Genomic DNA, 22,822 nt, shown 5'->3' on the forward strand with positions numbered 1-22,822 from the left:
ACTGGAAAAGAGTTCATAGGTTTGTTTTTCTGTTTGCTTTTTGGTATAATTTTGTCAGAATTCATTCTAGGTTTGGTGGACCTCCGGGTGATGTTACTGAATGGCTTCAGGAGGTGATACCCCAGTTATCCTAACAGTATCTTTGGAAATTTAAAAGGAAAGAGAGCCTTTATGGATAAATTCTTGAGGGTGTTCTCGGGAAGAGCGTTGCCCATCTGATGTGGTCGAGCTTTAGCACCCATGTAACGAGCCTCTCCAACCCAAGTCCAAAACCACTGTGCGGGACACTCCCATACTTCCTAAGGTCGAGGTACCACTCGTAGTTCTTGGGATCCATTCCCTCCTCAAGTATTCTCTGCACAAGCTTGTTGTAGTCATCCTCCCTCTGGCTTCCACCAATGATCTCACCGTATCCTTCGGGAGCAAGCATATCAGCAGCTAAGGCCTTTCTTGGATCTTCGGGATCTTCCTTCATGTAGAATGCTTTAATGTGTTTGGGGTAGCCGTAAACAAAGAAAGGCCTGTCGAATTCTTCGGTTAAAACTCTCTCCTCATCTGCTCCCATATCCTCGCCCCATTCTATCTTAACCCCTTTGCTCTGGAGGATATCTATAGCCTCGTCATAGCTTATCCTTGGGAACGGGGGCTCTGTGTTTTTAAGGGTTGTGAGATCCTTCCTAAACCTTTCAATCTCCTTTTTTCTGAGTTCTAGAGTGCGCTGGACCATATAGCTTACGAGCTCCTCCTCAACCTTCATTATATCCCATAAATCCATCCATGCTGCCTCAAGCTCAAGATGCCAGTACTCGGTGAGGTGCCTTCTTGTTCTGCTCTTTTCCGCCCTAAAGCTTGGAGTTAAGCTCCACACCTTCTCAAGTCCGAATATTGCTGCCTCGAGGTAAAGCTGGGCTGACTGGCTTAGGTATGCTTCTCTATCAAAGTACTTCAGCTTGAAAAGAGTTGAACCACCCTCAACTGCGCCTGTGACTAAAATTGGGGGGAACACCTCATACCATCCATCTTGAAGGAGCCACTCCCTTGCTGCCTGCATTAATGTACCTTTAACTTTCATGATATCGGCTACCTTAGGTGAGTGAAGGTGGAGATGTCTCACATCTAAAAGAAACTCGTCACTTGCGTCTTTCGTTATCGGGAAGAACTCAACGTTTTGAATGATCTCTATCTTATCCGCCTGAATCTCCACTCCAGTTGGGGCCCTTGGATCAACTTTAACGGTTCCCTCGATTATGACGCTTGACTCTATTCCAACCTGTTTTGCTTTAGTATAAGCCTCTTCGCTAAGTTCTTTTGTGAAGACTGTTTGTATTATGCCGCTTGAATCCCTAAGTACTATAAAAACCTTCTTACCTACTTCTCTCTTTCTATAGACCCATCCAGCAAGCCTTACCCTTTCTCCTTCCATTTTAGGCTTTACATCTGCACAATAAACCTTCTCGATCATCATAAAACACCTCCAATCTTGCTTGAGTTTTTAACCTTGGCTTTATTAATCTATCCCAGAAGAGTCAATTATTCCAGAGAAATTTTGCAAGGAACCTTTTGCCTTTAACCTCAAATACCACAGGCATGGTTATCACATCCCTAGAATGCAGATGAATATTTAAATCCTTCGCCTCTTTCTTTGCCATTTTGCCATAGGGTTTAAATAACTCAAGCATCATAAAGTTAATCCCCACAGGGAGGTGGTAAGAGTGAAAGCCATCGTGGCCGATTATGCCCTCGATGTTGAGGGGATTAAAAAGAACGTTGCCGTTCTTATAGAGGAAGACAAAATAATCGGAATTGTCCCCCGTGAAAAGCTTAACGAATTTGACGTGGATGAGACCTTTGGGGGAAGTGGGTATCTTCTCATGCCTGGGCTTGTCAATGCTCATACTCACGTTGCAATGAGTAAATTTAGGGGATTTGGCGATGACATGCCCCTCGACAGGTGGCTTAAAGAAGTAATATGGCCAATGGAAAAGGAATGGACTGAGGAGGAAATCTACAAATGGGCATTAATAGGGATTGCCGAGGCAGTAGCAAACGGTTCAACCGTAATAAACGACCACTACTTTTTTGCATGGAAAATAGCGGAAGCTGCTGAAAAGCTGGGCGTTAGGGCTTTTATCGGGCAGACAATGATGGATCTTGTTGAGATGCCCATAGCGGAGCCTGAACTGGGGTTTAAGTTCTTCAAAGGATGGAAAAAAAGCGCTCTTGTGAGAGCAACGCTTGCCCCCCATGCAACGGACACCGTTTCAAGAGAGTTGCTAGCGGAAGTCAAAGAGGTTGCAGAGAAAGAAAATGCATTGATTCATATGCATGTCTCTCAAAGCAGAGAAGAAGTCCTTCGGGTCAAGAGAAGGGAAAAGATGCCACCGGTTGAATATCTAAAGGAGTTGGAAATGCTGGGAAAGAACTTCATAGGGGTTCATGGTGTTTATTTTTCAAAAGACGAGGTTAAAATTTATGCAGAGAGCGATGCAACCCTTGTCCACTGTCCCACGAGTTTGGCAAAGCTCGAAGGGGAAATTGCCCCTATAATAGACCTGTGGAAGCTCGGTGGAAGAATTGCCCTCGGAAATGACTGTGCCGTGTCAAACAACTCCCTTGACATGATACTCGAAATGAAGTTTGCGGCAATACTCAACAAGGTGAAGAGAAAAGACCCCACAAAGCCAACTGCGAAGGAAGTATTTTACTGGGCAACCGTTGGAGGGGCTGAAGCACTGGGACTAAAAGCCGGCCTCATAAAGGAAGGCTACTTAGCGGACTTGGTTCTGATAAACACAAAGAAGCTCCATTTCTTGCCAAGAGAAAACGTGCTTTCGCACATTGTCTACTCGGCAAAGGGGAGCGATGTGGAGAAGGTATTTGTGGGAGGAGAGCTGATATACGATCAAGGAAGATTCCTAAAAACAGAGGAGATTGAGAGGTTGCTCAACGACTAAAGAACGTTGTCAAGGAAGATATTGACGTAAGCTATTACATGCGATGTTAGATAGCTCTTCCTTCCTACACTAACTTTTTCCGCTATTCCTTCAAGAAAAGCTTCATCCTCTCTTGCTAACCCTTCGTGATCTCCAAGAACAAAGGCAACGTTGCCTTTGAAGTTTACTCTCTTAATCGGCTTCCCTTCTTCGTGAAGGTAGTAGAGGGCTGAATTCTTAATGGTTCTCCTTATGATGTCTTCAAACCTTAGATTGCTCACATAAACCCCTGGAAGGACGGGATATTCCTTTGCAGGCTCTTTTATGCCCTCGCCAACTTTTAGGGCTTTTATGATTATCTTCGCAAGGCTTATTTCGTCGGGATTTATTGTCTTAGGCTTGATTTCACTCCCCTCAAATCTGATGGTCTTTGGGGGATCGGGGGGCCCGTTGAGGTTGAGCCACACTCTAACGTTCTTCCTAAACCCATGGGAAAGAAGAAATGCTGAATTTAAAGACCTGCAAAGTAAATCAATCCTCCCACTCGTTCCCGGAAGGTCTTTCAGGCTAAAATCCGCTCTTGTATGGGCCTTGTTGGCCTTTATTATGAAAGTCCTCACGACGGACACCTGAATGCAAGAAGAAAAGAAGGGTTAAAAAGGTTCACTCTAAAGCTTGGAGAAGCTTTTCGAGGAACATTTTTTCTGGGTAAGCACCTTCGAATGAAACCTTGTCCTCGCCGTTGACCCTTATAACGACCTTTGGAACTGCCATGACGCTGTACTGGTCGGCCCACTCGGGGAATTCTATTGCCTCAATCATGTCTCCAAGGATTTTACCTTTTCCTGCAAGTGAGTTCTCAATTGCAAACTTGTGTGCCATTCTAACGGCCATTGGACAGTAGGGGCAGGTTGGGGTTACAAAGACGTATATTTCAACGTCTTGGTCAATGTTCCTTACTGCCTCTTTAGTGTCCTCCATGAGGTCGGTTTCGCCTTTTGAAACGTCAACAATATCCTCTAAGAATGCTCCAAATTCATGCCCTGCTGGAAGGCCAAAGTACCTAACTCCAAAGTCTTTCCCATCTTGGGTTATTATGGTTACTGGGGCTTTATCGATTCTGTACTTCTCGGCAAGCTCCTTTTCACTGTCAAAATCATGCACTTCATAGCTTATAAGGTCGCTAAGCTCGCTAATTTCTTCAACAAGCTGTTTCAATTGGTCACAATATTGGCAGTGCTCTCTCCCTGTGAAGACTATAATCTTAACCGGATTAACGAGCTTTGAAAAGAACTCCTCTTTAATTATTTTCTTGTCCCCATCACTAATAAGCGCCATCTCCATACACCTCCAATCAGTTTCAAACTAAAGCTTTTTAACCTTTGGATGCAACATATCTACGGAAACTTTACAAATTTAGAGTTTTCAACCAAAGGTTAGGATGACGGTATATAAACTTTACGATACAGATTTGGGTAGGTGGGCAACATGTCTGAACCAGATATATTTTACATCTTAGGGAACAAGGTGAGGAGGGACTTACTCAGCCACTTGACATGTACCGAATGCTACTTCAGCCTGCTCAGCAGCAAGGTTAACGTTTCCTCCACTGCTGTTTCAAAACACCTGAAAATAATGGAAAGAGAAGGAGTTTTGAAGTCCTATGAAAAAGAGGAAGGGTTTATTGGACCTACAAGGAAATACTACTCCATAGCCGTTTCAAAAACGTTTCTTGTAACTGTCACACCCAATATATTCTGGTATAAAAGCTTGGATTTAGATTCTCCAGAGAGATTTGAAAGATTTGAAATCAGGCTTGATGAACTTAACAAATCCCCAAAAAGCTTACATTCTATGGTAACAGCTTTTATAGATGCAAACAAAAAGTTGGATCAGATAGTAGAGGCTTTGAAAACTATTGAGAGCTACAGAAACAATCTCATGAAGAACATCAAAGAGAGGTATTTGAAAGAAATCGGCGACATGACCCAGCTTGCTATACTCCACTACCTGCTTCTCTATAAAAAAGCAACAGTTGAGCAGTTAAGCGATGTTTTGAATCTCAAAGAGAGGGAAATTAAGGAAAAGGCCGAAGAACTCTCAAGGGTAATACCGTTAAACATAAAAGAAAACCTCATAGAAATTGATGAGGAAGAGCTCAGGAAAAAAGAAGCAAAGTGAGGGGGTTGCTATGCCAGAGAAAATCAGGATCCTCGTGAACGAAGATAGATGCTACCTTTGCGGTGGTTGTGCTGGTGTTTGTCCAGCCCTTGCGATAAGGGTGTCCTCTTCAAAATGGGAGTTCTTCCAAGATAAGTGTATTTCTTGCAGGATTTGTATAAACGCGTGTCCTGTGGGAGCTTTAAGCGCTGAGCCTCTGGAGGGAGAGCTATGAGATACGATGTTGTTGTTGTCGGGGCAGGAATTGCGGGCCCAATAGTCGCTAGAAACGTTGCTAAAGAAGGGTACTCCGTTCTTCTCATAGATAAAAAGCCTGCCATAGGAGCTCCAAAGCAGTGTGCCGAGGGAATCAACATAAACGTTTTCGAGAAGTACGATATTCCATATGATAAGAGATTCATAAACCGTGAGATTTATGGGGCAAAACTGTATTCTCCCAGCGGTTACGAGCTTGAAATAAGGTACGACAAAGTGAGCGGGGTTATTTTGGAAAGAAAGGTATTTGATAAAATGCTGGCTTTTTATGCCGCAAGGGCTGGAGCCGATGTACTCGCCAGAACTGAAGCTCTCGACGTTATTAGGGAAAATGGGGTTATAAAAGGTATAAAAGCAAAACACGAAGGCGAGCTTCTTGAGATATACGCTGACGTCATTGTGGCAGCGGATGGTGTTGAAAGCACCATAGCAAGAAAAGCGGGTATTAATACATACGCTCCTCCCCACGAGTTTGACTCCGCATATGAGTACGAAATGCTCATCGAGGGATTTGATCCGGATATGATCCATCTGTGGTTTGGAAACGAAATTGCACCGAGAGGCTACGTATGGGTCTTTCCGAAAGATGAGGACAGAGCTAACGTTGGAATAGGTATAAACTCCGATAATCCAAGGACAGCTAAATACTACCTCGACAAGTGGCTCGAAGAAAACAACATTCCAGCAAAGAAGCTCCTTGAAATAAACGTAGGTGTTGTTCCCGTAGGAGGATTTGTAAAAGAACTCGCTAAAGACAACGTGGTCGTTGTAGGAGATGCCGCTAGACAGGTAAACCCCATGCATGGCGGTGGAATGGCAGAGGCTATGGAAGCAGGAACAATAGCAAGCAAGTGGATAGTAAAGGCGCTTGAAGAGGAGAATCTCGAGCTTCTAAAGAACTACACAAGAGAATGGTGGGAAAAAGACGGTAGAAGATTGGAGAGAGTTCTTAAAATCAGAAAAGCCGTGGAAAAATTAACTGATGAAGATCTGGATGTATTTATTCAAGTGCTAAGCGGGGCAGATGCGGAGAAAATCGCGGGTGGAGATTACGTAGAGGTCATAAAAGCCCTCCTTAAACATCCAAAAGTGCTCATGAGCAAAAGAAGGATAGCACTCCTCAAGGAACTCCTATGATTCTAACTTTTAAGTTATAACTTCTAACTTTTACCTTTTCTCCGATTTTTGTAGCAGTTCATATCAAGGCATACCTCGTATTCCCTGTTGCGTTCCTTGATCTTCACTATTGGGGCATTTCCGCACTCAGGACATGTTTTTCCCGTTGGAATTATCTCGCCCCTTTGGAGAAGGGGATAAGTAACGTCACAGTTAGGCCAATTGGAGCAGCCCACAAATCTTTTTCCTGTTTTCCTGTTATATCTCACCACTAAGTCGCCGCCGCATTTAGGACACTTCCCCACTATTATAGTGTCCATAGATCTTCTCTTTTCAACAGATTTTTTGATGCTCTCTTCTTCTTCGGCAGTTAGTTCTTTTGTATCGGCGCTTTTCTTATTCTTTTTGTTTTTCTGGCTCTCTACAAACGTTTCCAGAAGTTTTCTCCCTATTTCTCCCTCTTTCTTTTTGAACTCCTTTAGAATTCTTACTAAGGCTTCCTTAGACTCCTCAATGACCTTCTCCTTGCTTATTTTCTTCTGCATTATCTGTTCCATTTTTTCTTCGAACTCTCTCGTTAGTTCAACACTTACTATATCAGGGACGTTGTTTTCCAAGGCTTCTATCACCTTCATACCAAGAGGGGTCACCTTTATCTTTTTCTTGCCCTCTATGTATCCCCTCGAATAGAGAGTTTCTAGGATTTGAGCCCTTGTGGCCTTAGTTCCAATGCCTAGGTCTTCCATTTTTTTGATAACGCTTGCTGGAGAATACCTTGCCGGAGGTTTGGTTTTCTTCTTCTCCCTCTTTATCTGAATAACTTTGACTCTCTCTCCTTTCTCGAACTTTGGAAGCAGAACTTCATCAAATTTAACATACTTACCGTAAATCTTCAGCCATCCCTCTTTAACTGTTCTCGAACCACTGAGGATAAAGCGGTGGTTGTTTGAGTTTATGATTACCTTCATACTCTCTCTTACGGCAGGATCAGCGAATGCAGCTAGGAATCTCCTAACTATCAAATCGTAAAGATTTTGCTCATCTTTGCTTAGATCTCCAGGTTTAGGTAGCTCACCGGTGGGATATATTGCCGGATGAGCAGGATCATCTTTTTTGCCTTCTACGGGTTTTAAAACTCCTTTACCCAAAAGTTCATGAGCATGGGGCTTGTAATCCGGAATTTTGGCAAGGTTATGGATAATCGATTCATAGTTCAAGTTTTTTGGAAGCTTTTGGGACGAGGTTCTTGGATAGGAACAATTGTGAACTACAACACCATTAGCGATGAAGTTATGGTATGTATCAACGACAAGATCATAAACCTTGCCTCGGTAGTGGAACTTCTCAATGGATTTTATTCCGAGTATATAAACGTCTCCGGTTGCTATTCTGCGGAGATCTTGATCGATTAAGTATCTTACAATATTTCGAAGCTTGTCGAGGCTGATTCTTCTACCGTGGGCGGTTTGGTTTGACATATCAAAATTCTTCCATAAGGCGTTGGTTGATAGTATTTTTCCTTCCCAGCTTTTTACCTTAATGAGGCTATAGTGGTGTGAATAGGGTTTTCTTTCCCTAATAGCGGTATCTTTAACACTCTCCAAATCGCGTCTTTTGATCCTCAAGCGATCTTTCATTATCTCATAAAACCTTTGAGCATCACGTGAATATATTTTAAGCTCATAAGCTATAACGCTACCATTCTTATCTTTCTTTTCCCAGAGATATGTACCGACTCCAAGAAACTGCCACATCAGTTTAACTGTGTATATCGCTTCTCGGTTTTTAGAGGTAAGAACTATCTGAGGGGAGAGGGATTTTTTGCTTCCAGTTTGCTTTGTACCAATGTGGGAGTCAGCGTCATAATAACCTGCTAAAAATGCTGCCACCCATTCAGGTTTTGCCATTATTATCCCAGGAATTCTGAAAATTTCTGTTTTGTTTCCATAGGGACAGCCAAGCAGCTCAAGAAGTCTTGTTAACGACTTGTTATTGATTGCAATTATGAGGTATTTGGGATTGAACGTGAAGGATAGTCCCAAGGAGTTTGTAACACTTTTAACGGCTTCTATTGTATCCTTTGTTCTTTCTTTTGCAGAGATTGTTATCTCTCCTCTTCTGTTCAAATGACCGTCACCTACTACAAGACCAAATAAGTACCAAAAGTCCTCACTAAATTCAAAGGTAATCGGAGTGGTAGCTGTGCTATAAGAGAACCCTTTAAATGTCCTCCTTAGTTCAGAATCAGAGATGATACCTCTCTGTAGTAAGAACTTAACAAGTGGAACCGGCATTTTGCCTCGCAGATATTTATAGTATGTTGGTTCTTTTATTTCGAATTTCCACAGGATTTCTGTTTTCAAGCTTGCACTTTTTACTCTTTTCTTTATAATCTCCCCAAATTCTCGGTCGTAGATTATGTAGTCCTTCATGGAGACAGCGTTTTCAAGGAGGAAGTCCAAAAGTGTTGGAGGTTCCTCATTCTCGGGAGGTTTGTCCCTATTTATAAGAAGAACAACTTGGTCATCCCCTCTTAGTTCTTCAGCTGGAACAAACATAAGCTTATCCTCCCTATACACTAGCACTGGATGATCTGCGGTGAGATATAGTTCCGTCCTGTCAGTTAGTGTGACCTTGTACATTGGTTCATCCGCGTCCCTCTCCAAAAGCTTATAACCAGCTTTTGATAGTTTTAGATCAAAATCAAGGGCAAAAACCTCTCCTTCTTTGGGTAGCTCCCTTATTCTCTTAATTCCTTGGGGAGTTGGTATTAGAGAATCAGGATGTAGACAATAGCCCTTTTCATACAAGCTTTGTGCTATGTCGAGTGTCTTCTTTGGGCTGTAGCCGAAGGCAGAGTAAGCTTCTCTTTGGAGTGTCCCAAGGTCAAAGGGATGAGGAGGATTTCTCTGCTGCTGTTTTATCTCCACTTTCTCTACAAATGCAGATCCTTTTTTAGCCTCTTCAACGATTTTCTTGGCCTCTTCCTCATTAAAAATACGGTCTTTCTCGTAGACGGCTGTGTACTGTTGGCCGTTTTTTTCGAGAATCATTTTTATGACCCAGTACGGCGTGGGGACGAAATTTGCTATTTCCCTCTCCCTTTCAACCAAGAACTTCAACGTCGGCCCTTGAACCCTGCCCGTGCTTAAAACTATCCACTTGCCGCTGGCTTTTCTTATAGCCGAGCTCAATGCTCTAGAGAGGTTCACTCCCCAGTACCAGTCAAGTACATGCCTTGCTATTCCTGCATCTGCCATTCCAAAGTTAATCGTCGGCTCTAGGTTATACCATGCTCTTAGCAGATCTTTTTTTGTGAGTGCGGAAAACTTCATTCTCTTGGCTTTTGAAGGATCAACGCCGCAGGCATATTTTAATGCCGTATACCCTATTACCTCACCTTCGGTATCGTAGTCACACGCAACGACAAACTCATCCGCTCTCTTTGCAAGCTCCCTAAGGGCTTTTATGTAATCCTTAGCGTAGCTTTTTCCCTTTTCCGCAACATAAACGGGGACCCATTCTATATCAAAAACCGGGTAGCCGTAAGTTTTCTCCTTCGGAGCGAGAGAGAAGAGGTGTCCAACAGCTGGAGCAACTATTATCTTTTTCCCATCCCTTGTCAGCTCATAGTAGGGAACTTTACCGATGGTCTTCCTTATTGGTTTCTTTTCGGCAAGTGCATAGGCTATTTTTCTGGCTACATTGGGCTTCTCTGCAATTATGAGCGTAGTCATGATATCCCTCTCAATTCCTTTAGAGGGGTGGTATAAGAATTTTTTGGAAGTTGTGGGCCGGCAACAGAGGCCCGCGTTCACTTTTCGCGCGGGTGGATGCACCGGCCCTGTGGGCTCGGCGTGAGCACGCTCCGCTCATAGAGCCCGATACCTTGCGGAGGCGGGTTTGACCGAGCCCATGCGAGGAGACTAATTGTCCCCTCGCTGTCGGCATTCTAAGATATGAATGGAAGGTTAAATTCTTTACGCTGTTGTTATTAAGATTACACCAGCAACGGCTAATACTAATCCTAGGATTATCTTGGCGTTTGGCGGCTCTTTTAGAACTGCTATCGCAAGAAGAGAAGATATAATGGGATTTACAGCACTTACTGGGGCAGAGATTTGGGAGCCGACTAGGCTTACAGATTTAACGAATGCGTATTGCCCAATTATCAATCCAAGTAAAGCTGCTCCCGAGAGTATTGCAACTTCCCTCCGCGTAATTTCCCTAAGTTCCTCAGAATATTTAGGCAGGAATGCACTAATTCCAAATGCGGCGAATATCATTCTAATACCAGCTAAAGAGAGAGGAGAAACTTGTGAAGAAAGAAAATCGAGCAGTGTTATTGCAATACTCCATGAAATGGGTGCTAAAAGGGCGAATACAAACCCCTTGCCATCTAGGTGCTCTTCAATCTCTCCCTTTCTGACGATGACAATTGCCAAAAATACGAGGAATGCTCCAACAATTATCTGGGCATTTACGCTTCTACCTAAAAACAACCAGGCCCATAATATAGTCCAAAGGGGATAAGAGGAGGTTATTGGGACTGTTCTTGATACTCCCATCAACCTGAGAGCACTGAAGTAGAAGTAATCACCTATAACAAAGCCAAACTGTCCAGAGATAAACGCGATCACGAGAACCCGCCAATTGAGAGATAATATCTCGGCATAGTTTCCAGTGAACAAGAACAAACAAGCGTAAAAAAGTGCCGTAATGTAGAGCCTAACTATATTAACGGTGACTGCACTTTTGTTTCTCATTCCAATTTTCACTAGAACTGAAGCAGTTCCCCATCCAAATGCCGAAATCAGTGCGAGTAATGCTCCGAGTAAGGTGTTCATGTTGAGAAGAGAGACCACTTAATTTAAAAACTTAACGTTTCGAAAATTATCTTAACTCCCACACCATAGGGCTTAAAAACTCTCGGATATTAAAAATAAAGTAGTGATGATCTCGGCAAATCTGAGCGTTGCTATGATGACGATCTTGAGTGCTGATCTCATCTGATCCTAATTTCGGTGTTTCTGAGCTTTATTGGGATGTTCTGTTCTGCCGATACTTCTTTTGTTACTTTTTCTAGGGTTCTCGTGATATCTTCACGTACCCTTTCGTCGGAGACAATTCCTAGCAGTGTGCTCCTTTTGTCAAAACTTGCTTCAAGATCAACAAGTACTGTTCCATCTTTAAACTCCCAATCAAGGTTCATCCACCTAAATATTGAATTTGGAAGCTCTGTGAATTCTCTTTGCAGTCTCTTCCTCAAGTCTTCTATTGCCGGTTCTACTTTGTTCTTTAACAAGGCCTCTTCAGCTTCTTTCTTCTTCTCTTCAGTTATGTAAGAGAGTTCCTCCACTCCAGCTTCTTTAAGGAGCTTTTCTATCTCTTTTTCTAGCTCTTCTTTTTTGCTCATTATTTGCTTGGCCTTACTTGAAACTTCTTCCTCTTCTAGATAAAGCTCCACTCTGTGGACGGTCACATATTTGTTCAACGCCTTTCCGATTTCTCTTGCGTGAGTCCTTAGAATTCTATTAACAATCCTCTCTGCTTCTTCTTTACTAACTCCCGAAGCTTTTCCCCAGAGCGTCAGGTTAATTTCATGCTCACTTCTTCCCTTTATGTCCAGGAGCATCTTATCAATATCAATGCCTGCACTTTGAATATCCTTGAAGAGTACTCTGGCGTAAGCAGAAAAGTAAGGCTTGACGCTCTCATGTGCTTCCACTATTATGTTGCTTTCAACCTTGCGTGGGATGACAACCTCCTTTTTCTCTTCTTTCTCTTCTTCTGACTCTCCAGGGGCAGTTATTTTTGCCTGAGCGTTGCTTAAGATTGGCTTAAGTCCGGCTTTTCTCCAGATTATCGGAAGGTGCTTGTTGACGAAGTATAATACCCTTCTCTCTAAGATTTCCCTTGAGCTCTTGTCCTTCTCGCTTGTTCCATGGATGTTTACGTGAAGGTAAATTACTCCAGAGCCCACTTCCCCAGTTATTCCAACTCTCTCTACAGAAACTCCATTTAAGCTTTTTATCTCCTTTAGAATCTCTTCGGCATATTCTTGAAGAACCGGCTTGAAGATCTCCCCTCCTACCACTTTAACCTCAATTTCTGGGGCACTGGGTTTCTTTTCAATTTTGGGGGCTTTCTCAAGGGGTTTCTCCTCCTTTTTTGGAGGGACCTCTTTTTTAGCCACCTCTTGTACCTTCACTTGAGGTTCTGTTTTTGCTTCCTCTTTTTTTCTCTCAAGGGCTTTCTCTAGCAATTTCTCTTTTTCTAGTACCTCGGCACTTTCGATTTTGTTCTCTCCGAATATTTTTTCAAGCTCAACTTTCGGAGTTAAATTGTAGATTTCCAAGTTGTCAGTTATTGAAAGCTTCAAGGATATCTCATCAAGCCCGTACAAGTCTACTACGAGAGGATAGTCTATTATTCTCTTCAGAGTTTCAATGCTATCGCTTCCGATTAACTTTTTCTTGGAGTTTAGGAGGTCTATTTGAGCTGCTAGAAGTTTTTTTCTGTCCAGCAAAATCGTGGCGTAGTATTTTTCTTTTTCATCTTTTGTGAACATCTTCAGAAATAGTCCACTAAACTCCTGATTGGAGAAAGCATTGTAGATTAAATCAAGCAGTTCTTGTTTTTTGGTGCATACGATGTTCTCTTCCAGTGGTGTGATATTTGGAAGCCACTACAATTAAAGTCCATCTGAGCATATATTTAAGCATTATTGTCCTTATAAGGTGAGCACCATGAGAGTATTAATACTCGGTGGAGGAACAATAGGAAGAAGCATTGCACAAGTGCTTAAAGGTGAATTTGACATTGTTATTGTCGAGCAAGATGATATTAGAGCGAAGTCTCTCAGTGAAAGTGGATTTCACGTTATTCAAGGTGATTTCTCATATACCGCATCTTTGTTGAAGGCAGGCATTGATAAAACTGACCTTGTAATAATAACCACAATGGACATAAGCAAGATAAAGAGAACAATACAGACAATTAAAAACAACAACCCAGAAGTGCCGATTTTAGTTCTTCTACCTGATGATATAACCGCTGAAGAGCTGGCATCTCAAATAAAGGAAGAATTTGAAAATGAAGTCAAAATAGATTATGCAATTTCTCCAAGAGAAGCAGTGATCAAGGCAATTGTTGAAATGGTAGAAGATATTGGAAAAAGGAAAAACGCCGTTTTACTTGCCAAGAAGCTTTCAGAAATAAAACAAAAGACGGATTCACTCTTAATAGTCATGCACGATAATCCCGATCCGGATGCCATGGCTAGCGCTGCTGCTCTCCAGGTCATAGCCCAAAACATGGGGCTAAAGGCGACTATTGTTTATGGAGGAGAGATAACACACCATGAGAACAGAGCTTTCGTAAACCTTCTCGGGCTGGATATGAGGAAGGTTTCTCCGGGTTCTTATGAAATTAAAAGATATTCCGCCATAGCGTTAGTGGATTGCCAGCCAAATGGAAATTTGAGCATTTTAGACGATGAAGATCTTAAGAAAATAGAGATACTCGTTGATCACCATCAGCTTCTCCAAAATCTAGAAGAAAGGCTTCCCAAGAATGCATTTTTTGATATTAGGCCGGAAGTAAATGCCACATCCTCGATAATGGTGGAATACTTAAAACATCTCAACATAGAGGTCAATGAATTGCTCGGCACCAGCCTTTTCTATGGCATCTACATAGACACAAAGAAGTTCTCAAAGCTTAACCATACCGATCTTGAAGCACTAGCCTTTTTGGCAGGGAAAGTTGATTATGACATCTTGGAAAAGATAGAATCTCCAGACATCTCAACTGAAACTGCAGAGGTCCTAGCTAGGGCAATCCTGAACAGAAAAATGTACAAGAACATCGTTATCTCAAACGTGGGCTTTATAACCAACAGAGACGCTATCCCTGAGTCTGCAGACTTTTTACTTAGGCTAGAGGGAGTTAATACCGTTTTAGTCTTTGGAATAGTCGATGATAGGATTGAAATCTCTGCCAGAACAAGAGATGTGAGAGTAAACGTTGGCAAGGTTCTAAAGGAGGCTTTTGGAGACATAGGTAGCGGTGGAGGGCATCCGCAATCAGGGGGAGCGAGAATTCCATTGGGGATATTCAAACTCGCTAAGGACAAGGATTCCCTCTTAAAATTGGTAGAAGAAGCAATAACAGAGAAATTCTTAGAGGCATTGAATGCCAAAGAGAGCTAGTCTTTCTTAGCTTCTATTAATATTATGTCCCCAATTGCGGTTACCCTTTCATAGGGGATTCCAACTTTTTCTCCCGGGAGTCCAAGCGCTAGTATTCTTCCCTCTCCTTTGTCGATCTCTATCAATACCTCATCAACGTAACCGATGTAATATCCTTTGGTGTTGTATATCTGCTTCCCATAAAGCTTTGACAGCCTCATTACCATATCGCTCACCATTTGAAATTGGAAGTTTTTCCTTTTAAATTTTCTTACTCATCCTTGCAGTGTTTTCAAGGAAAGATTTGAGGAAAATGACTACAGTTGCAATAACAGTTCCTGCAACTCCTACCAGCACAATGCTTATTGCCGATCCTTCAATTTCCGAGATTTTGGAGTTCATGAAAAGTAAATTTGCGAGTATGAATCCACCGAAATAAGCAAAAGGAACTATGGACACATCAAGTGTGCTTTCTGCAGAAACAAGCCCCATAACAAACACAACAGCCACCAAAAGGGAGAAAGAGTAAAGCATGGAAAACTCCACTTTAAGCCAGAGGATATAAAGGATGAGGGTTAAGAAAAATCCCACAAGAAAAGCATATCCACTTGCTCTTACTTTTCCTTTGAGAACCCCAAAACTTCCGCCTAGAAATAACCCAGCAATGTAAATTGGGATAAGGGTATCCATCGCAGTGTAGGGAGGATAAAAGAGGACTATCAGTAAAAAGCTTAGAGTCACTCCAAGGCCACCATACCCCAGAGAGGAAAGGATCTTCTCCTTCACTTTACTACCTCCACTTTAACTTTTGAGCCGTCCTTTAGATTAAGCTTCTCCCTAAGGCATACGGGGGCTATTATCTCTGCGACTCTTGGGGGATGTATTGTTCTGGAAGGAACAACTATTGCTCCTTCGATTCCATTTATCCTAACTTTGTAAGCCTTTACATCTCCAAAAGTTCTACCTCCTTTGGTGAAACCAGGGATTATTATGGGTTCCACATTGTAGAGGGCATCGTAAATCGTCTTTGGGAAGATTATCAGAAGATTTAGAGTCCCTGGATAAGGAGTGAAGCCGAGATACTCCTTTATTCTATCTTTGTACTGCTCCACATAATATCTTCCCTCTCCAATCCCGGAAACAACTTCTCCCAAGATATATTTCCCGTACAAGATCTTTCCGATCTCGTCAAATATCTCTTCAAGAAGCCTCAATCCATCGGGAGTTACCTCTACAAAAGTTTTCTTTCCAGAAACCTCTCGCTTTAGATAGCCCATTTTTTCCATATTCTCGAGCTTTCTCATTACGGACTGGGGAGAAATCCCTACCTCCTTTGAAAGTTCCCTTAAGGTAATTTTAACTTTATCCCCAATAGCACCTTTCCTGGCAAGGGAAATGAGCAGTTTAATTTCTTCCATTTCCAGCACCCTTGGAGAGTTTATCCGCAATTCTCAGGGGCTTAGGATAGCCGTTTTCGTTAATTATCTCAACAATCTTCTTCGCAGAGTCAAGGTCAATTAAATTACCAACACTTACATAAGCTTTTCCCACCTTCACGAAATCCTTTGTACCATGCAAAGGACGTTTTGCAACTCCTATCGTGGGTTTGTTGATAAGCAGACCTATATGTGAAGCCAAGCCGTATCCCCTCGGATGTGCCTTTCCGTGCCCCTCCACGAGAAGGACATCAAACTCTTCACCCTTTATCAGCAGCAAAATTGGTCTTGTTTCTCTCAAGAAAAAGTAGGTGGGGATGTAGGGAAAATTTACCTCCGTTTCGATAACTTTTGTTTTTACCACCTCGCAGGAAGGGAAAGAGCATAAAACAAAAGCTCCTCTCGCGTGGTTGCCCTTATATGATACGTCAACTGCAGCAATCCTCTTAACCTCTGAGATATCCAACGGCTTTTCTACGATTTTTCTGCTCAGCTTTCTTTGAATTTCTGCAATCTTTTTAAAGTTCATTTCTCCACTCCTCAAGCTTCTTTTCTAAGTCTTTGTTGATCTTTGCCCTAGTTAAGTCTTCAAGGGTCCTTTCCAGAATGTATCTTGCTTGATCTTGCTTCTGCCTTATGTTTACGAGACCCTTTGGATACTCGAGAGTAACAAGTTCATCGTAAACCTTTTCCATGAAAGTGTAAACTTCCTGAGCCTTTTCTAAGTTCCCCTTTAGCAGGAGAGTTAGAAAATATCTCCTTAGCTCTCCAATGAAGTCTCCAATTCCAAGGGCATAGTCTGCCTCAGGAATTCCAATCTCTCTCGGAGATGGAAACTCTTTTCCAAGGAGATAGCAGTAGAAAAGTAATGCCTCAACATACTCTTGATGTGCGCTCTGAACGTAACCTGTAAAGTAAAGATCCTCATGGCCTTTAAGCTTCTCTTTTAGTTTTTTAACGAGCTCTTCGGCTTTTTCCAGTCTCTCCTTTGCAGTCTCTATCTCTCCCCTATGTAGGGCTTTTATTGAGTCTCCGCTCACCCTTACGATTTCTCTGGTAAGCTTGAGTGCTTCCTCTCTCAGCTCATCCTTTTTGTCGAGAACTTCTCTTATCTCTTCTATTATTTCAGAAATGTTCACCCTTATCACCAGAGAAATTTTGATTATTTGGAATAAAAACCTTCGTATGTGGGCTTGGCTTATCCTACCGCCCTCATCGTTAGCCTTTCGGCAACCTCAAGCGGCCCCGGAGGCCAAGCCCTGTGCGCCCGGCATCGTCCCCCAGATTCACAGCTGCCCAGACGCTCCTCCGGTCGGGCTACCGGGCGTGCCGGATGCCGTTATAATATTCCACTGGTGAAATTTTAATTTTTCTCCTCTTAATAACTGTCAGTTATATATTGACCCCAATATCATGCCGAAAAATATATAAAGGCACCTTCAGACTATGCACGTAAGAATTCATTTGAGGTGATGATCATGGTTGAAAAGAGGAGGAACATCATTGTTGAAGAGCTCGTGAGGACTCCCGTTGAGATGCAGAAGGTAGAGCTTGTAGAAAGGAAGGGAATAGGACACCCAGACAGCATAGCCGATGGAATAGCGGAAGCCATCAGCAGGGCGCTCTCAAGGGAGTATATAAAGAGATATGGAATTATTCTTCATCACAACACAGACCAGGTTGAAGTTGTAGGTGGAAGGGCTTATCCAAGGTTCGGTGGCGGAGAGGTAATAAAGCCAATATATATCCTCCTTTCTGGTAGAGCCGTTGAGTTTGTTGATAAGGAGATGTTTCCGGTTCATGAAGTTGCAATAAAAGCAGCTAAGGAGTACTTGAGGAAAGCAGTTAGACACCTAGATGTAGAAGAGCACGTAGTTATTGACTCGAGAATAGGGCAGGGAAGCGTTGATCTGGTTGGTGTTTTCAACAAAGTTAAGGAGAACCCAATACCCCTTGCAAACGACACCTCCTTTGGCGTAGGGTATGCACCATTAAGTGAGACTGAGAAGATAGTCCTTGAAACTGAGAGGTTACTCAACAGCGAAAAGTTCAAAAAAGAATGGCCTGCTGTTGGAGAAGACATCAAGGTAATGGGGCTTAGGAAAGACGATGAAATCGACCTAACCATTGCCGCTGCCATAGTTGACAGCGAAGTTCAAAATCCACAAGAGTACATGGAAGTTAAGGAGGGAATATACAGTGCTGTTAAAGAGCTCGTTTCTCAATACACAGACAGAAAGGTCAACATTTACGTTAACACCGCCGATGATCCGGAGAAAGACATTTACTACATAACCGTCACGGGAACTTCAGCGGAAGCAGGAGACGATGGTAGTGTTGGCAGAGGAAACAGAGTAAACGGTTTAATTACTCCAAACAGGCACATGAGTATGGAGGCAGCAGCCGGTAAGAACCCAGTCAGCCACGTAGGTAAGATTTACAACATTCTTGCCAATTTAATAGCCAATGACATTGCCGAGCAAATAGAAGGCGTACAAGAGGTCTACGTGAGAATTCTAAGCCAGATAGGAAAGCCAATTGATGAACCTCTCGTGGCAAGCATCCAAGCAATTCCGAAGCCAGGCTACAAAGTGGAGCAGTTCGAAAGACAAGCCTATGAAATAGCGGATGAGTGGCTTGCAAACATAACAAAAATCCAAAAAATGATATTGGAAGACAAAATTAACGTCTTCTGATTTAACTACTGCTCTTTTTCATCTTTTCTTGCATAAGAATTCTCAAGATTCTAGCCTCTTCAAGCAATAGCTTTTCCTTTTGCTTCTTAATAATTTCAAGCTTCTTTTGCAAAAGCCTATCATCCCTCATAGGAAATCACCAGAATGTATACGTCTTTCTTCCTTAAAAACCTTCCGCTTAATGCCTAAGTTTACATCGACAAAAGACGTAAAAAACCATATCTTTAAAAACCTTGGGTTAATAAATTAGATAGAGGTGAGAGAGAATGATAATTGCCGTGAGCGGGACACCCGGAGTTGGAAAAACAACTGTGGCAAAACTTCTGGCTGAGAGATTAGGTTACGATTATGTAGATCTCAGAGAGTTTGCCTTAAAACACGGTGTGGGCGAGATGAGAGGGGAAGAACTTGAGGTCAGCATTGATGAACTTGCGTATTATGTTGAGAGAAAGCTCAAAGGCAAAGATGTGGTGCTTGACGGACACCTAAGCCATCTAATGCCAGTCGACCAGGTTATAATCCTCCGCGCCCATCCGAAACTAATAGGCGAACGTTTAAAGGAGAGAGGATACAGCAAGGGGAAAATAGCAGAGAATGTTGAGGCAGAGCTCGTGGACGTGTGTCTTTTAGAGGCTATAGATGAGAACGAGAACATTATAGAGGTCGACACCACAGACAAATCCCCGGAGGAAATAGTAGAAGAGATTTTAGACCTTCTCAACAGGGGAATAAAAAGAAGAATCGGTATTGTTGACTGGACTAAAGTCTATGACGAAATAATTCCCTACCTAAAACTCGGAGGTGACGACGAATGGGTGTAGGGCTGTGGATTAGAACGGGAATTCTAATGGCGTTTCTTACCGGCCTATTAATGGCCATAGGCTATGTTTTAGGCAGTGAGACCGGAATGCTCTTTGCTTTTATCTTCGCTTTAGTTATGAACTTCTTCAGCTACTGGTACAGTGATAAAATCGTTCTCACATGGTATAGGGCAAGAATACTGGAAGAGGACGAAGCCCCTGAGCTTTACGAAATGGTGAGGGGGCTCGCTCAGGAAGCAGGAATTCCCACACCAAAAGTGGCAATAGTGCCAACTGAAACACCAAACGCCTTTGCAACCGGCAGAAATCCAAAGCATGCTGTGGTGGCAGTCACTCAGGGGCTGTTGAGACTCCTAAATAGGGATGAACTGGAAGGAGTAATAGCCCACGAGATAAGCCACATAAAGAATAGAGACATACTCATCCAAACTCTAGCGGCAGTATTGGCCGGAGCAATAATTATGGTGGCAAGATGGGCCGGATGGATGCTCTGGCTCGGAGGATTTGGAGGAAGAGATAGGGATAGAGATGCAGGGAGTGCCTTGGGAGCAATACTGCTAATAGTTTTAGCTCCAATAGCCGCAATGCTCATCCAAATGGCAATAAGCAGGGCGAGGGAGTACTTGGCAGACGAAACCGGAGCCAAAATAAGCGGAAAACCATGGGCCCTAGCAAGAGCACTAGAGAAAATTGAATACGCAGTTTCAATGAGACCCCTCAAAGACGGAAACCCAGCAACGGCCCATATGTTCATAGTAAACCCATTCAGAGGAGTTAGCTTTGCAGAGCTGTTCTCAACACACCCGCCAACTCAGAAGAGAATCGAAAGGCTCAGGAAGATTGCGGAAGAGATGGGAATTGCCTTTTGATTTATTTCCAATTTCTTTGAAGTCATCGAAATTGATTTATGTTTTTAAAGTGTAGATTTTGTTGATGATCAACATGAAACGATGGGTGTTACTGGTTCTCACGACAATCTTGCTTTTCTCGACATATTACGCTAGCACACTTAAGAATGATTCTAGGGATAACTCTCAAACGTGGGACGAAAACGATCTCTACCTCTGGAGAACAAAAATTGAACACTTAGCCACAAATTCAAGCTATGGGATCGGTGTAGTATGGCTCGGAAAGGACAGCATTGCAAGGGATAACTACATCCACATTGCAATAAGTCCCTATGGGGATAAAGAAGCCCTTATAAAAGCCATTGAAGAGCAAGGCATTCCTCTTGAGGCCGTTAAAATAGAAGTCCGGGGAGAATACGACGAGGATTTCACAAAACCGGAACCTCTTTGTCCCGTAAACTATACCCACAACCGAGCGGAGGACGTTGAAGGGGACGTGAGAATATACACAAGCTTTGGAACAAGCGGAATGTACTATCTCAAACTGCTTTCATGTGAAGAGGAGGGAAACGAGTTAAAGCTCACCTTCAGGCTGTGGAAGTGCAATCCCGCATCCGTTGTGTGCACTTTAGACCTCACGTTTCCATCGTTTGAAATTAAGTTTTTGAAAGACTATCAAAGAGTTCAGGTGATTGTTTTGGCAGATACTTGGAAAGGAAAAAGAACAGGCATCTATACGTTCGACCTTTCCCACAGGCCTCTTTGGGTTCTTTATGAAGACTCTGAAAAAAGAGAGGAGATGTATATCTATAGAGACGGCTGGATTAGGGTTCTTTTTGCTCTTCCACCAAGAGAGGCACTTGAAGACATTGGCAATCCTTACCTCCACCTTTATCCTTGGGAACTTTTTAGAAGGTATGGATACAACCAGACGAGGCTTAATCAAGAAGTCCTAGCAATTGCAGAAGGAAAAGGGTACCCCTGGGAGGAGAAAAAACAGCTGATATTTGTTTACGTTCCAGACTTTAGTGAAGAAACTCTGCAAAAGGTGAAAGAAGATTTTGGGGAGTATGTTCAGGCAGTAGTGCTAAGGAGTGAATAGCTATTCAATTTTTCGAGAGAAAGCCTTAAAAACTCTCTTCCCAGCTCAGAACGATGACCATGAAAAAGCTCAGTGACGTTTTCAAGGAACTTTTAAAGGAGAAGGGCATAGATAAAGTCGGGAGCCTCTCTAGAAGAGTCCCCAAAAGGTCTTCAGAAAAACCACTCCAAGAAATTGCCCTAGCCCTTCTTGAGGAAAAAGGAGTAATCGTAAAAGTAAGGGAGCCCACTACAATAGCATGGGACTTGGAAGGGAAGCCCACAAGAGGAGCGCTTTTTGCATACATACCTCTGACCTCTTCTCATCTCGAAAAGTTTGAAATCATAATTACCGGTAAAGACCTCAAGGAAAAGCTTTCTCAGCTTAGCTACCCTTATTTCATAATCGACCTCATGCACTGGGAGAAGCACACGGAAAAAGAAAAGAAGAAGGTTGCTCTTCAGGCGTCTCAAAGCTACGGGGTTATTAGAGATTACTTTTGGGGTGAACGCTTGGCTCTTACGTGGGTCAACGAAGAGTTCAAGGAAATGGCGAACTTTCCGTTAGATAAGGTAACTGCCTACGAGGGGCCGACGGGGGAGTTCCTTCGCGAAAAAGGCATAGAAAAGGTTGTACTTCTCGATCCGTGGGCCGAGAAAGACCTGAGCAAAGAGGACTTCTCAGCGGGTGCCTTTATAATCGGCGGAATCGTCGATACCGGTGGAACGAAGAAGAAAACCACTCCAAAAATAGGGGAGGAGCTCGAAAAGAGAGGCATAAAAGTTTTGAGGAGAAAAATCTCACTAAAAGGGGACATAATTGGTGTTCCCGATAGGATAAACCTCATCCTTGAAATCCTGCTCAAAATGGTTGTGGAGGACAAACCTATGGACGATGCTGTTTTAGAAGTTCAATCGCCTCTCCACGCAAAGTGGAGGCTGAGAAAGGAGCTTCCAAAGCACAAGAAGAGGTTCTTGATAGACGGAAAGAAGTTTCTGGTTGTTGAAAAAGAGCTCTTTGATGAGTACTCAAAGTGGCTCAATATAAGGTGGGAAGACTTCGTTCAGGTCTTGAGGGAGCTTGGCTTTGTAGCCCTTGAAAGGAAGAGAATCCAGCATCTTAATAAGATCTCAACTCCCAGGCTAATCAATGGCAAGCTCTATAGAGTTGTTCTTTTAAAAAGGGCTATGATGCTCTGTTATAACTGCTAAGCTACTTATTTTTATTTCCGAAAACCGTATAACTTACGCCCCCGTAAGTAAC

At 42.8% G+C, this 22,822-nt stretch carries 23 protein-coding genes and 1 pseudogene; 11 read left to right on the plus strand and 13 right to left on the minus strand.

Annotation, left to right across the window (positions count from 1 at the left end):
* Positions 1 to 134: pseudogene (locus NF859_RS04640) on the plus strand (IS6 family transposase); the annotation flags it as partial.
* A 35-nt stretch (positions 135 to 169) separates the two neighbouring features.
* Here the strand turns inward: NF859_RS04640 and asnS are convergent.
* Both asnS and NF859_RS04650 read right to left on the minus strand, forming a co-directional pair.
* Complete coding sequence (asnS, locus tag NF859_RS04645; RefSeq protein ID WP_252743224.1) at positions 170 to 1,462, minus strand: asparagine--tRNA ligase; 1,293 nt, start codon at positions 1,460 to 1,462, stop codon at positions 170 to 172.
* A gap of 64 nt (positions 1,463 to 1,526) precedes the next feature.
* A complete protein-coding gene (locus NF859_RS04650; protein WP_252743225.1) occupies positions 1,527 to 1,679 on the minus strand; it encodes a hypothetical protein in 153 nt (50 codons plus the stop codon).
* Positions 1,680 to 1,712: 33 nt separating this feature from the next.
* On the opposite strand from NF859_RS04650, the gene NF859_RS04655 reads away from it, so the two are divergent.
* Positions 1,713 to 2,954, plus strand: a complete 1,242-nt coding sequence (locus tag NF859_RS04655; protein WP_252743226.1) for an amidohydrolase — start codon at positions 1,713 to 1,715, stop codon at positions 2,952 to 2,954.
* Here the strand turns inward: NF859_RS04655 and trmY are convergent.
* Positions 2,951 to 3,553 (minus strand): tRNA (pseudouridine(54)-N(1))-methyltransferase TrmY, encoded by a 603-nt coding sequence (trmY, locus tag NF859_RS04660; RefSeq protein ID WP_252743227.1) that lies wholly within the window; start codon positions 3,551 to 3,553, stop codon positions 2,951 to 2,953. The two genes, NF859_RS04655 and trmY, sit on opposite strands and share 4 nt — an antisense overlap.
* Positions 3,554 to 3,596: 43 nt before the next feature.
* Complete coding sequence (gene pdo, locus NF859_RS04665; RefSeq protein WP_252743228.1) at positions 3,597 to 4,271, minus strand: protein disulfide oxidoreductase; 675 nt, start codon at positions 4,269 to 4,271, stop codon at positions 3,597 to 3,599.
* A 150-nt stretch (positions 4,272 to 4,421) separates the two neighbouring features.
* On the opposite strand from pdo, the gene surR reads away from it, so the two are divergent.
* The 3 genes from surR to NF859_RS04680 are packed head-to-tail and all read left to right on the plus strand — an operon-like array spanning position 4,422 to position 6,506.
* Complete coding sequence (gene surR, locus NF859_RS04670; RefSeq protein ID WP_252743229.1) at positions 4,422 to 5,114, plus strand: sulfur metabolism transcriptional regulator SurR; 693 nt, start codon at positions 4,422 to 4,424, stop codon at positions 5,112 to 5,114.
* A gap of 10 nt (positions 5,115 to 5,124) precedes the next feature.
* Complete coding sequence (locus tag NF859_RS04675) at positions 5,125 to 5,328, plus strand: DUF362 domain-containing protein (RefSeq protein WP_252743230.1); 204 nt, start codon at positions 5,125 to 5,127, stop codon at positions 5,326 to 5,328.
* Entirely contained in the window at positions 5,325 to 6,506 is a 1,182-nt protein-coding gene (locus tag NF859_RS04680; protein ID WP_252743231.1) for a geranylgeranyl reductase family protein, read from the plus strand. Before NF859_RS04675 ends, NF859_RS04680 begins: the two co-directional genes overlap by 4 nt.
* Before the next feature lie 23 nt (positions 6,507 to 6,529).
* Here the strand turns inward: NF859_RS04680 and topA are convergent, their stop codons facing one another.
* The 3 genes from topA to NF859_RS04695 form a co-directional block, all read right to left on the minus strand.
* Positions 6,530 to 10,222 carry a DNA topoisomerase I gene (topA, locus tag NF859_RS04685; RefSeq protein WP_252743232.1) on the minus strand — a complete coding sequence of 1,231 codons (3,693 nt, stop codon included), beginning with the start codon at positions 10,220 to 10,222 and terminating at the stop codon, positions 6,530 to 6,532.
* A gap of 243 nt (positions 10,223 to 10,465) precedes the next feature.
* The gene (locus tag NF859_RS04690; RefSeq protein WP_252743233.1) at positions 10,466 to 11,332 is read right to left on the minus strand and encodes a DMT family transporter; all 867 of its coding nucleotides are present in this window, start codon (positions 11,330 to 11,332) and stop codon (positions 10,466 to 10,468) included.
* A 158-nt stretch (positions 11,333 to 11,490) separates the two neighbouring features.
* On the minus strand, positions 11,491 to 13,161 hold the full coding sequence (locus tag NF859_RS04695) for a DUF2226 domain-containing protein (protein ID WP_493660862.1): 1,671 nt from the start codon (positions 13,159 to 13,161) through the stop codon (positions 11,491 to 11,493).
* A 73-nt stretch (positions 13,162 to 13,234) separates the two neighbouring features.
* Here NF859_RS04695 and NF859_RS04700 point away from each other — a divergent pair, with 73 nt between their 5' ends.
* Entirely contained in the window at positions 13,235 to 14,698 is a 1,464-nt protein-coding gene (locus NF859_RS04700) for a DHH family phosphoesterase (RefSeq protein WP_252743235.1), read from the plus strand.
* On the opposite strand, the gene NF859_RS04705 is transcribed toward NF859_RS04700, so the two are convergent.
* From NF859_RS04705 to NF859_RS04725, 5 genes are read right to left on the minus strand one after another with little or no spacing between them, the layout of a single operon-like run.
* Positions 14,695 to 14,904, minus strand: a complete 210-nt coding sequence (locus NF859_RS04705; protein WP_252743511.1) for a PRC-barrel domain-containing protein — start codon at positions 14,902 to 14,904, stop codon at positions 14,695 to 14,697. The genes NF859_RS04700 and NF859_RS04705 overlap by 4 nt on opposite strands.
* A 34-nt stretch (positions 14,905 to 14,938) precedes the next feature.
* Entirely contained in the window at positions 14,939 to 15,463 is a 525-nt protein-coding gene (locus NF859_RS04710; RefSeq protein WP_004066817.1) for a hypothetical protein, read from the minus strand.
* Positions 15,460 to 16,095: a DUF120 domain-containing protein gene (locus tag NF859_RS04715; RefSeq protein WP_252743236.1), complete on the minus strand. Its 636-nt coding sequence runs from the start codon at positions 16,093 to 16,095 to the stop codon at positions 15,460 to 15,462. The genes NF859_RS04710 and NF859_RS04715 overlap by 4 nt, the downstream gene beginning before the upstream one ends.
* Entirely contained in the window at positions 16,082 to 16,642 is a 561-nt protein-coding gene (locus NF859_RS04720; RefSeq protein WP_252743237.1) for an endonuclease V, read from the minus strand. Before NF859_RS04720 ends, NF859_RS04715 begins: the two co-directional genes overlap by 14 nt.
* Positions 16,632 to 17,252: a translin family protein gene (locus NF859_RS04725; RefSeq protein WP_252743512.1), complete on the minus strand. Its 621-nt coding sequence runs from the start codon at positions 17,250 to 17,252 to the stop codon at positions 16,632 to 16,634. Before NF859_RS04725 ends, NF859_RS04720 begins: the two co-directional genes overlap by 11 nt.
* Positions 17,253 to 17,591: 339 nt before the next feature.
* Between NF859_RS04725 and NF859_RS04730 the strand changes: the two genes are divergently transcribed.
* Positions 17,592 to 18,809 carry a methionine adenosyltransferase gene (locus NF859_RS04730; RefSeq protein WP_004066821.1) on the plus strand — a complete coding sequence of 406 codons (1,218 nt, stop codon included), beginning with the start codon at positions 17,592 to 17,594 and terminating at the stop codon, positions 18,807 to 18,809.
* Position 18,810: 1 nt separating this feature from the next.
* On the opposite strand, the gene NF859_RS10640 is transcribed toward NF859_RS04730, so the two are convergent.
* Complete coding sequence (locus tag NF859_RS10640; RefSeq protein WP_289846419.1) at positions 18,811 to 18,939, minus strand: hypothetical protein; 129 nt, start codon at positions 18,937 to 18,939, stop codon at positions 18,811 to 18,813.
* Between the two features lie 136 nt (positions 18,940 to 19,075).
* Between NF859_RS10640 and NF859_RS04735 the strand changes: the two genes are divergently transcribed.
* From NF859_RS04735 to trm10, 4 genes are all read left to right on the plus strand, one after another.
* Positions 19,076 to 19,630, plus strand: coding sequence for an adenylate kinase family protein (locus NF859_RS04735; RefSeq protein ID WP_252743238.1), 555 nt, complete (start codon positions 19,076 to 19,078; stop codon positions 19,628 to 19,630).
* On the plus strand, positions 19,621 to 20,499 hold the full coding sequence (htpX, locus tag NF859_RS04740) for a zinc metalloprotease HtpX (RefSeq protein WP_252743239.1): 879 nt from the start codon (positions 19,621 to 19,623) through the stop codon (positions 20,497 to 20,499). Before NF859_RS04735 ends, htpX begins: the two co-directional genes overlap by 10 nt.
* A 64-nt stretch (positions 20,500 to 20,563) precedes the next feature.
* A complete protein-coding gene (locus tag NF859_RS04745; RefSeq protein WP_252743240.1) occupies positions 20,564 to 21,580 on the plus strand; it encodes a hypothetical protein in 1,017 nt (338 codons plus the stop codon).
* A gap of 59 nt (positions 21,581 to 21,639) precedes the next feature.
* The gene (gene trm10 / locus NF859_RS04750; protein WP_252743513.1) at positions 21,640 to 22,770 is read left to right on the plus strand and encodes a tRNA (guanine(9)-/adenine(9)-N1)-methyltransferase; all 1,131 of its coding nucleotides are present in this window, start codon (positions 21,640 to 21,642) and stop codon (positions 22,768 to 22,770) included.
* The last annotated feature ends 52 nt before the right edge of the window (positions 22,771 to 22,822 follow it).

This window comes from Thermococcus alcaliphilus (assembly GCF_024054535.1).
Taxonomy (GTDB): Archaea; Methanobacteriota_B; Thermococci; order Thermococcales; family Thermococcaceae; genus Thermococcus_A; species Thermococcus_A alcaliphilus.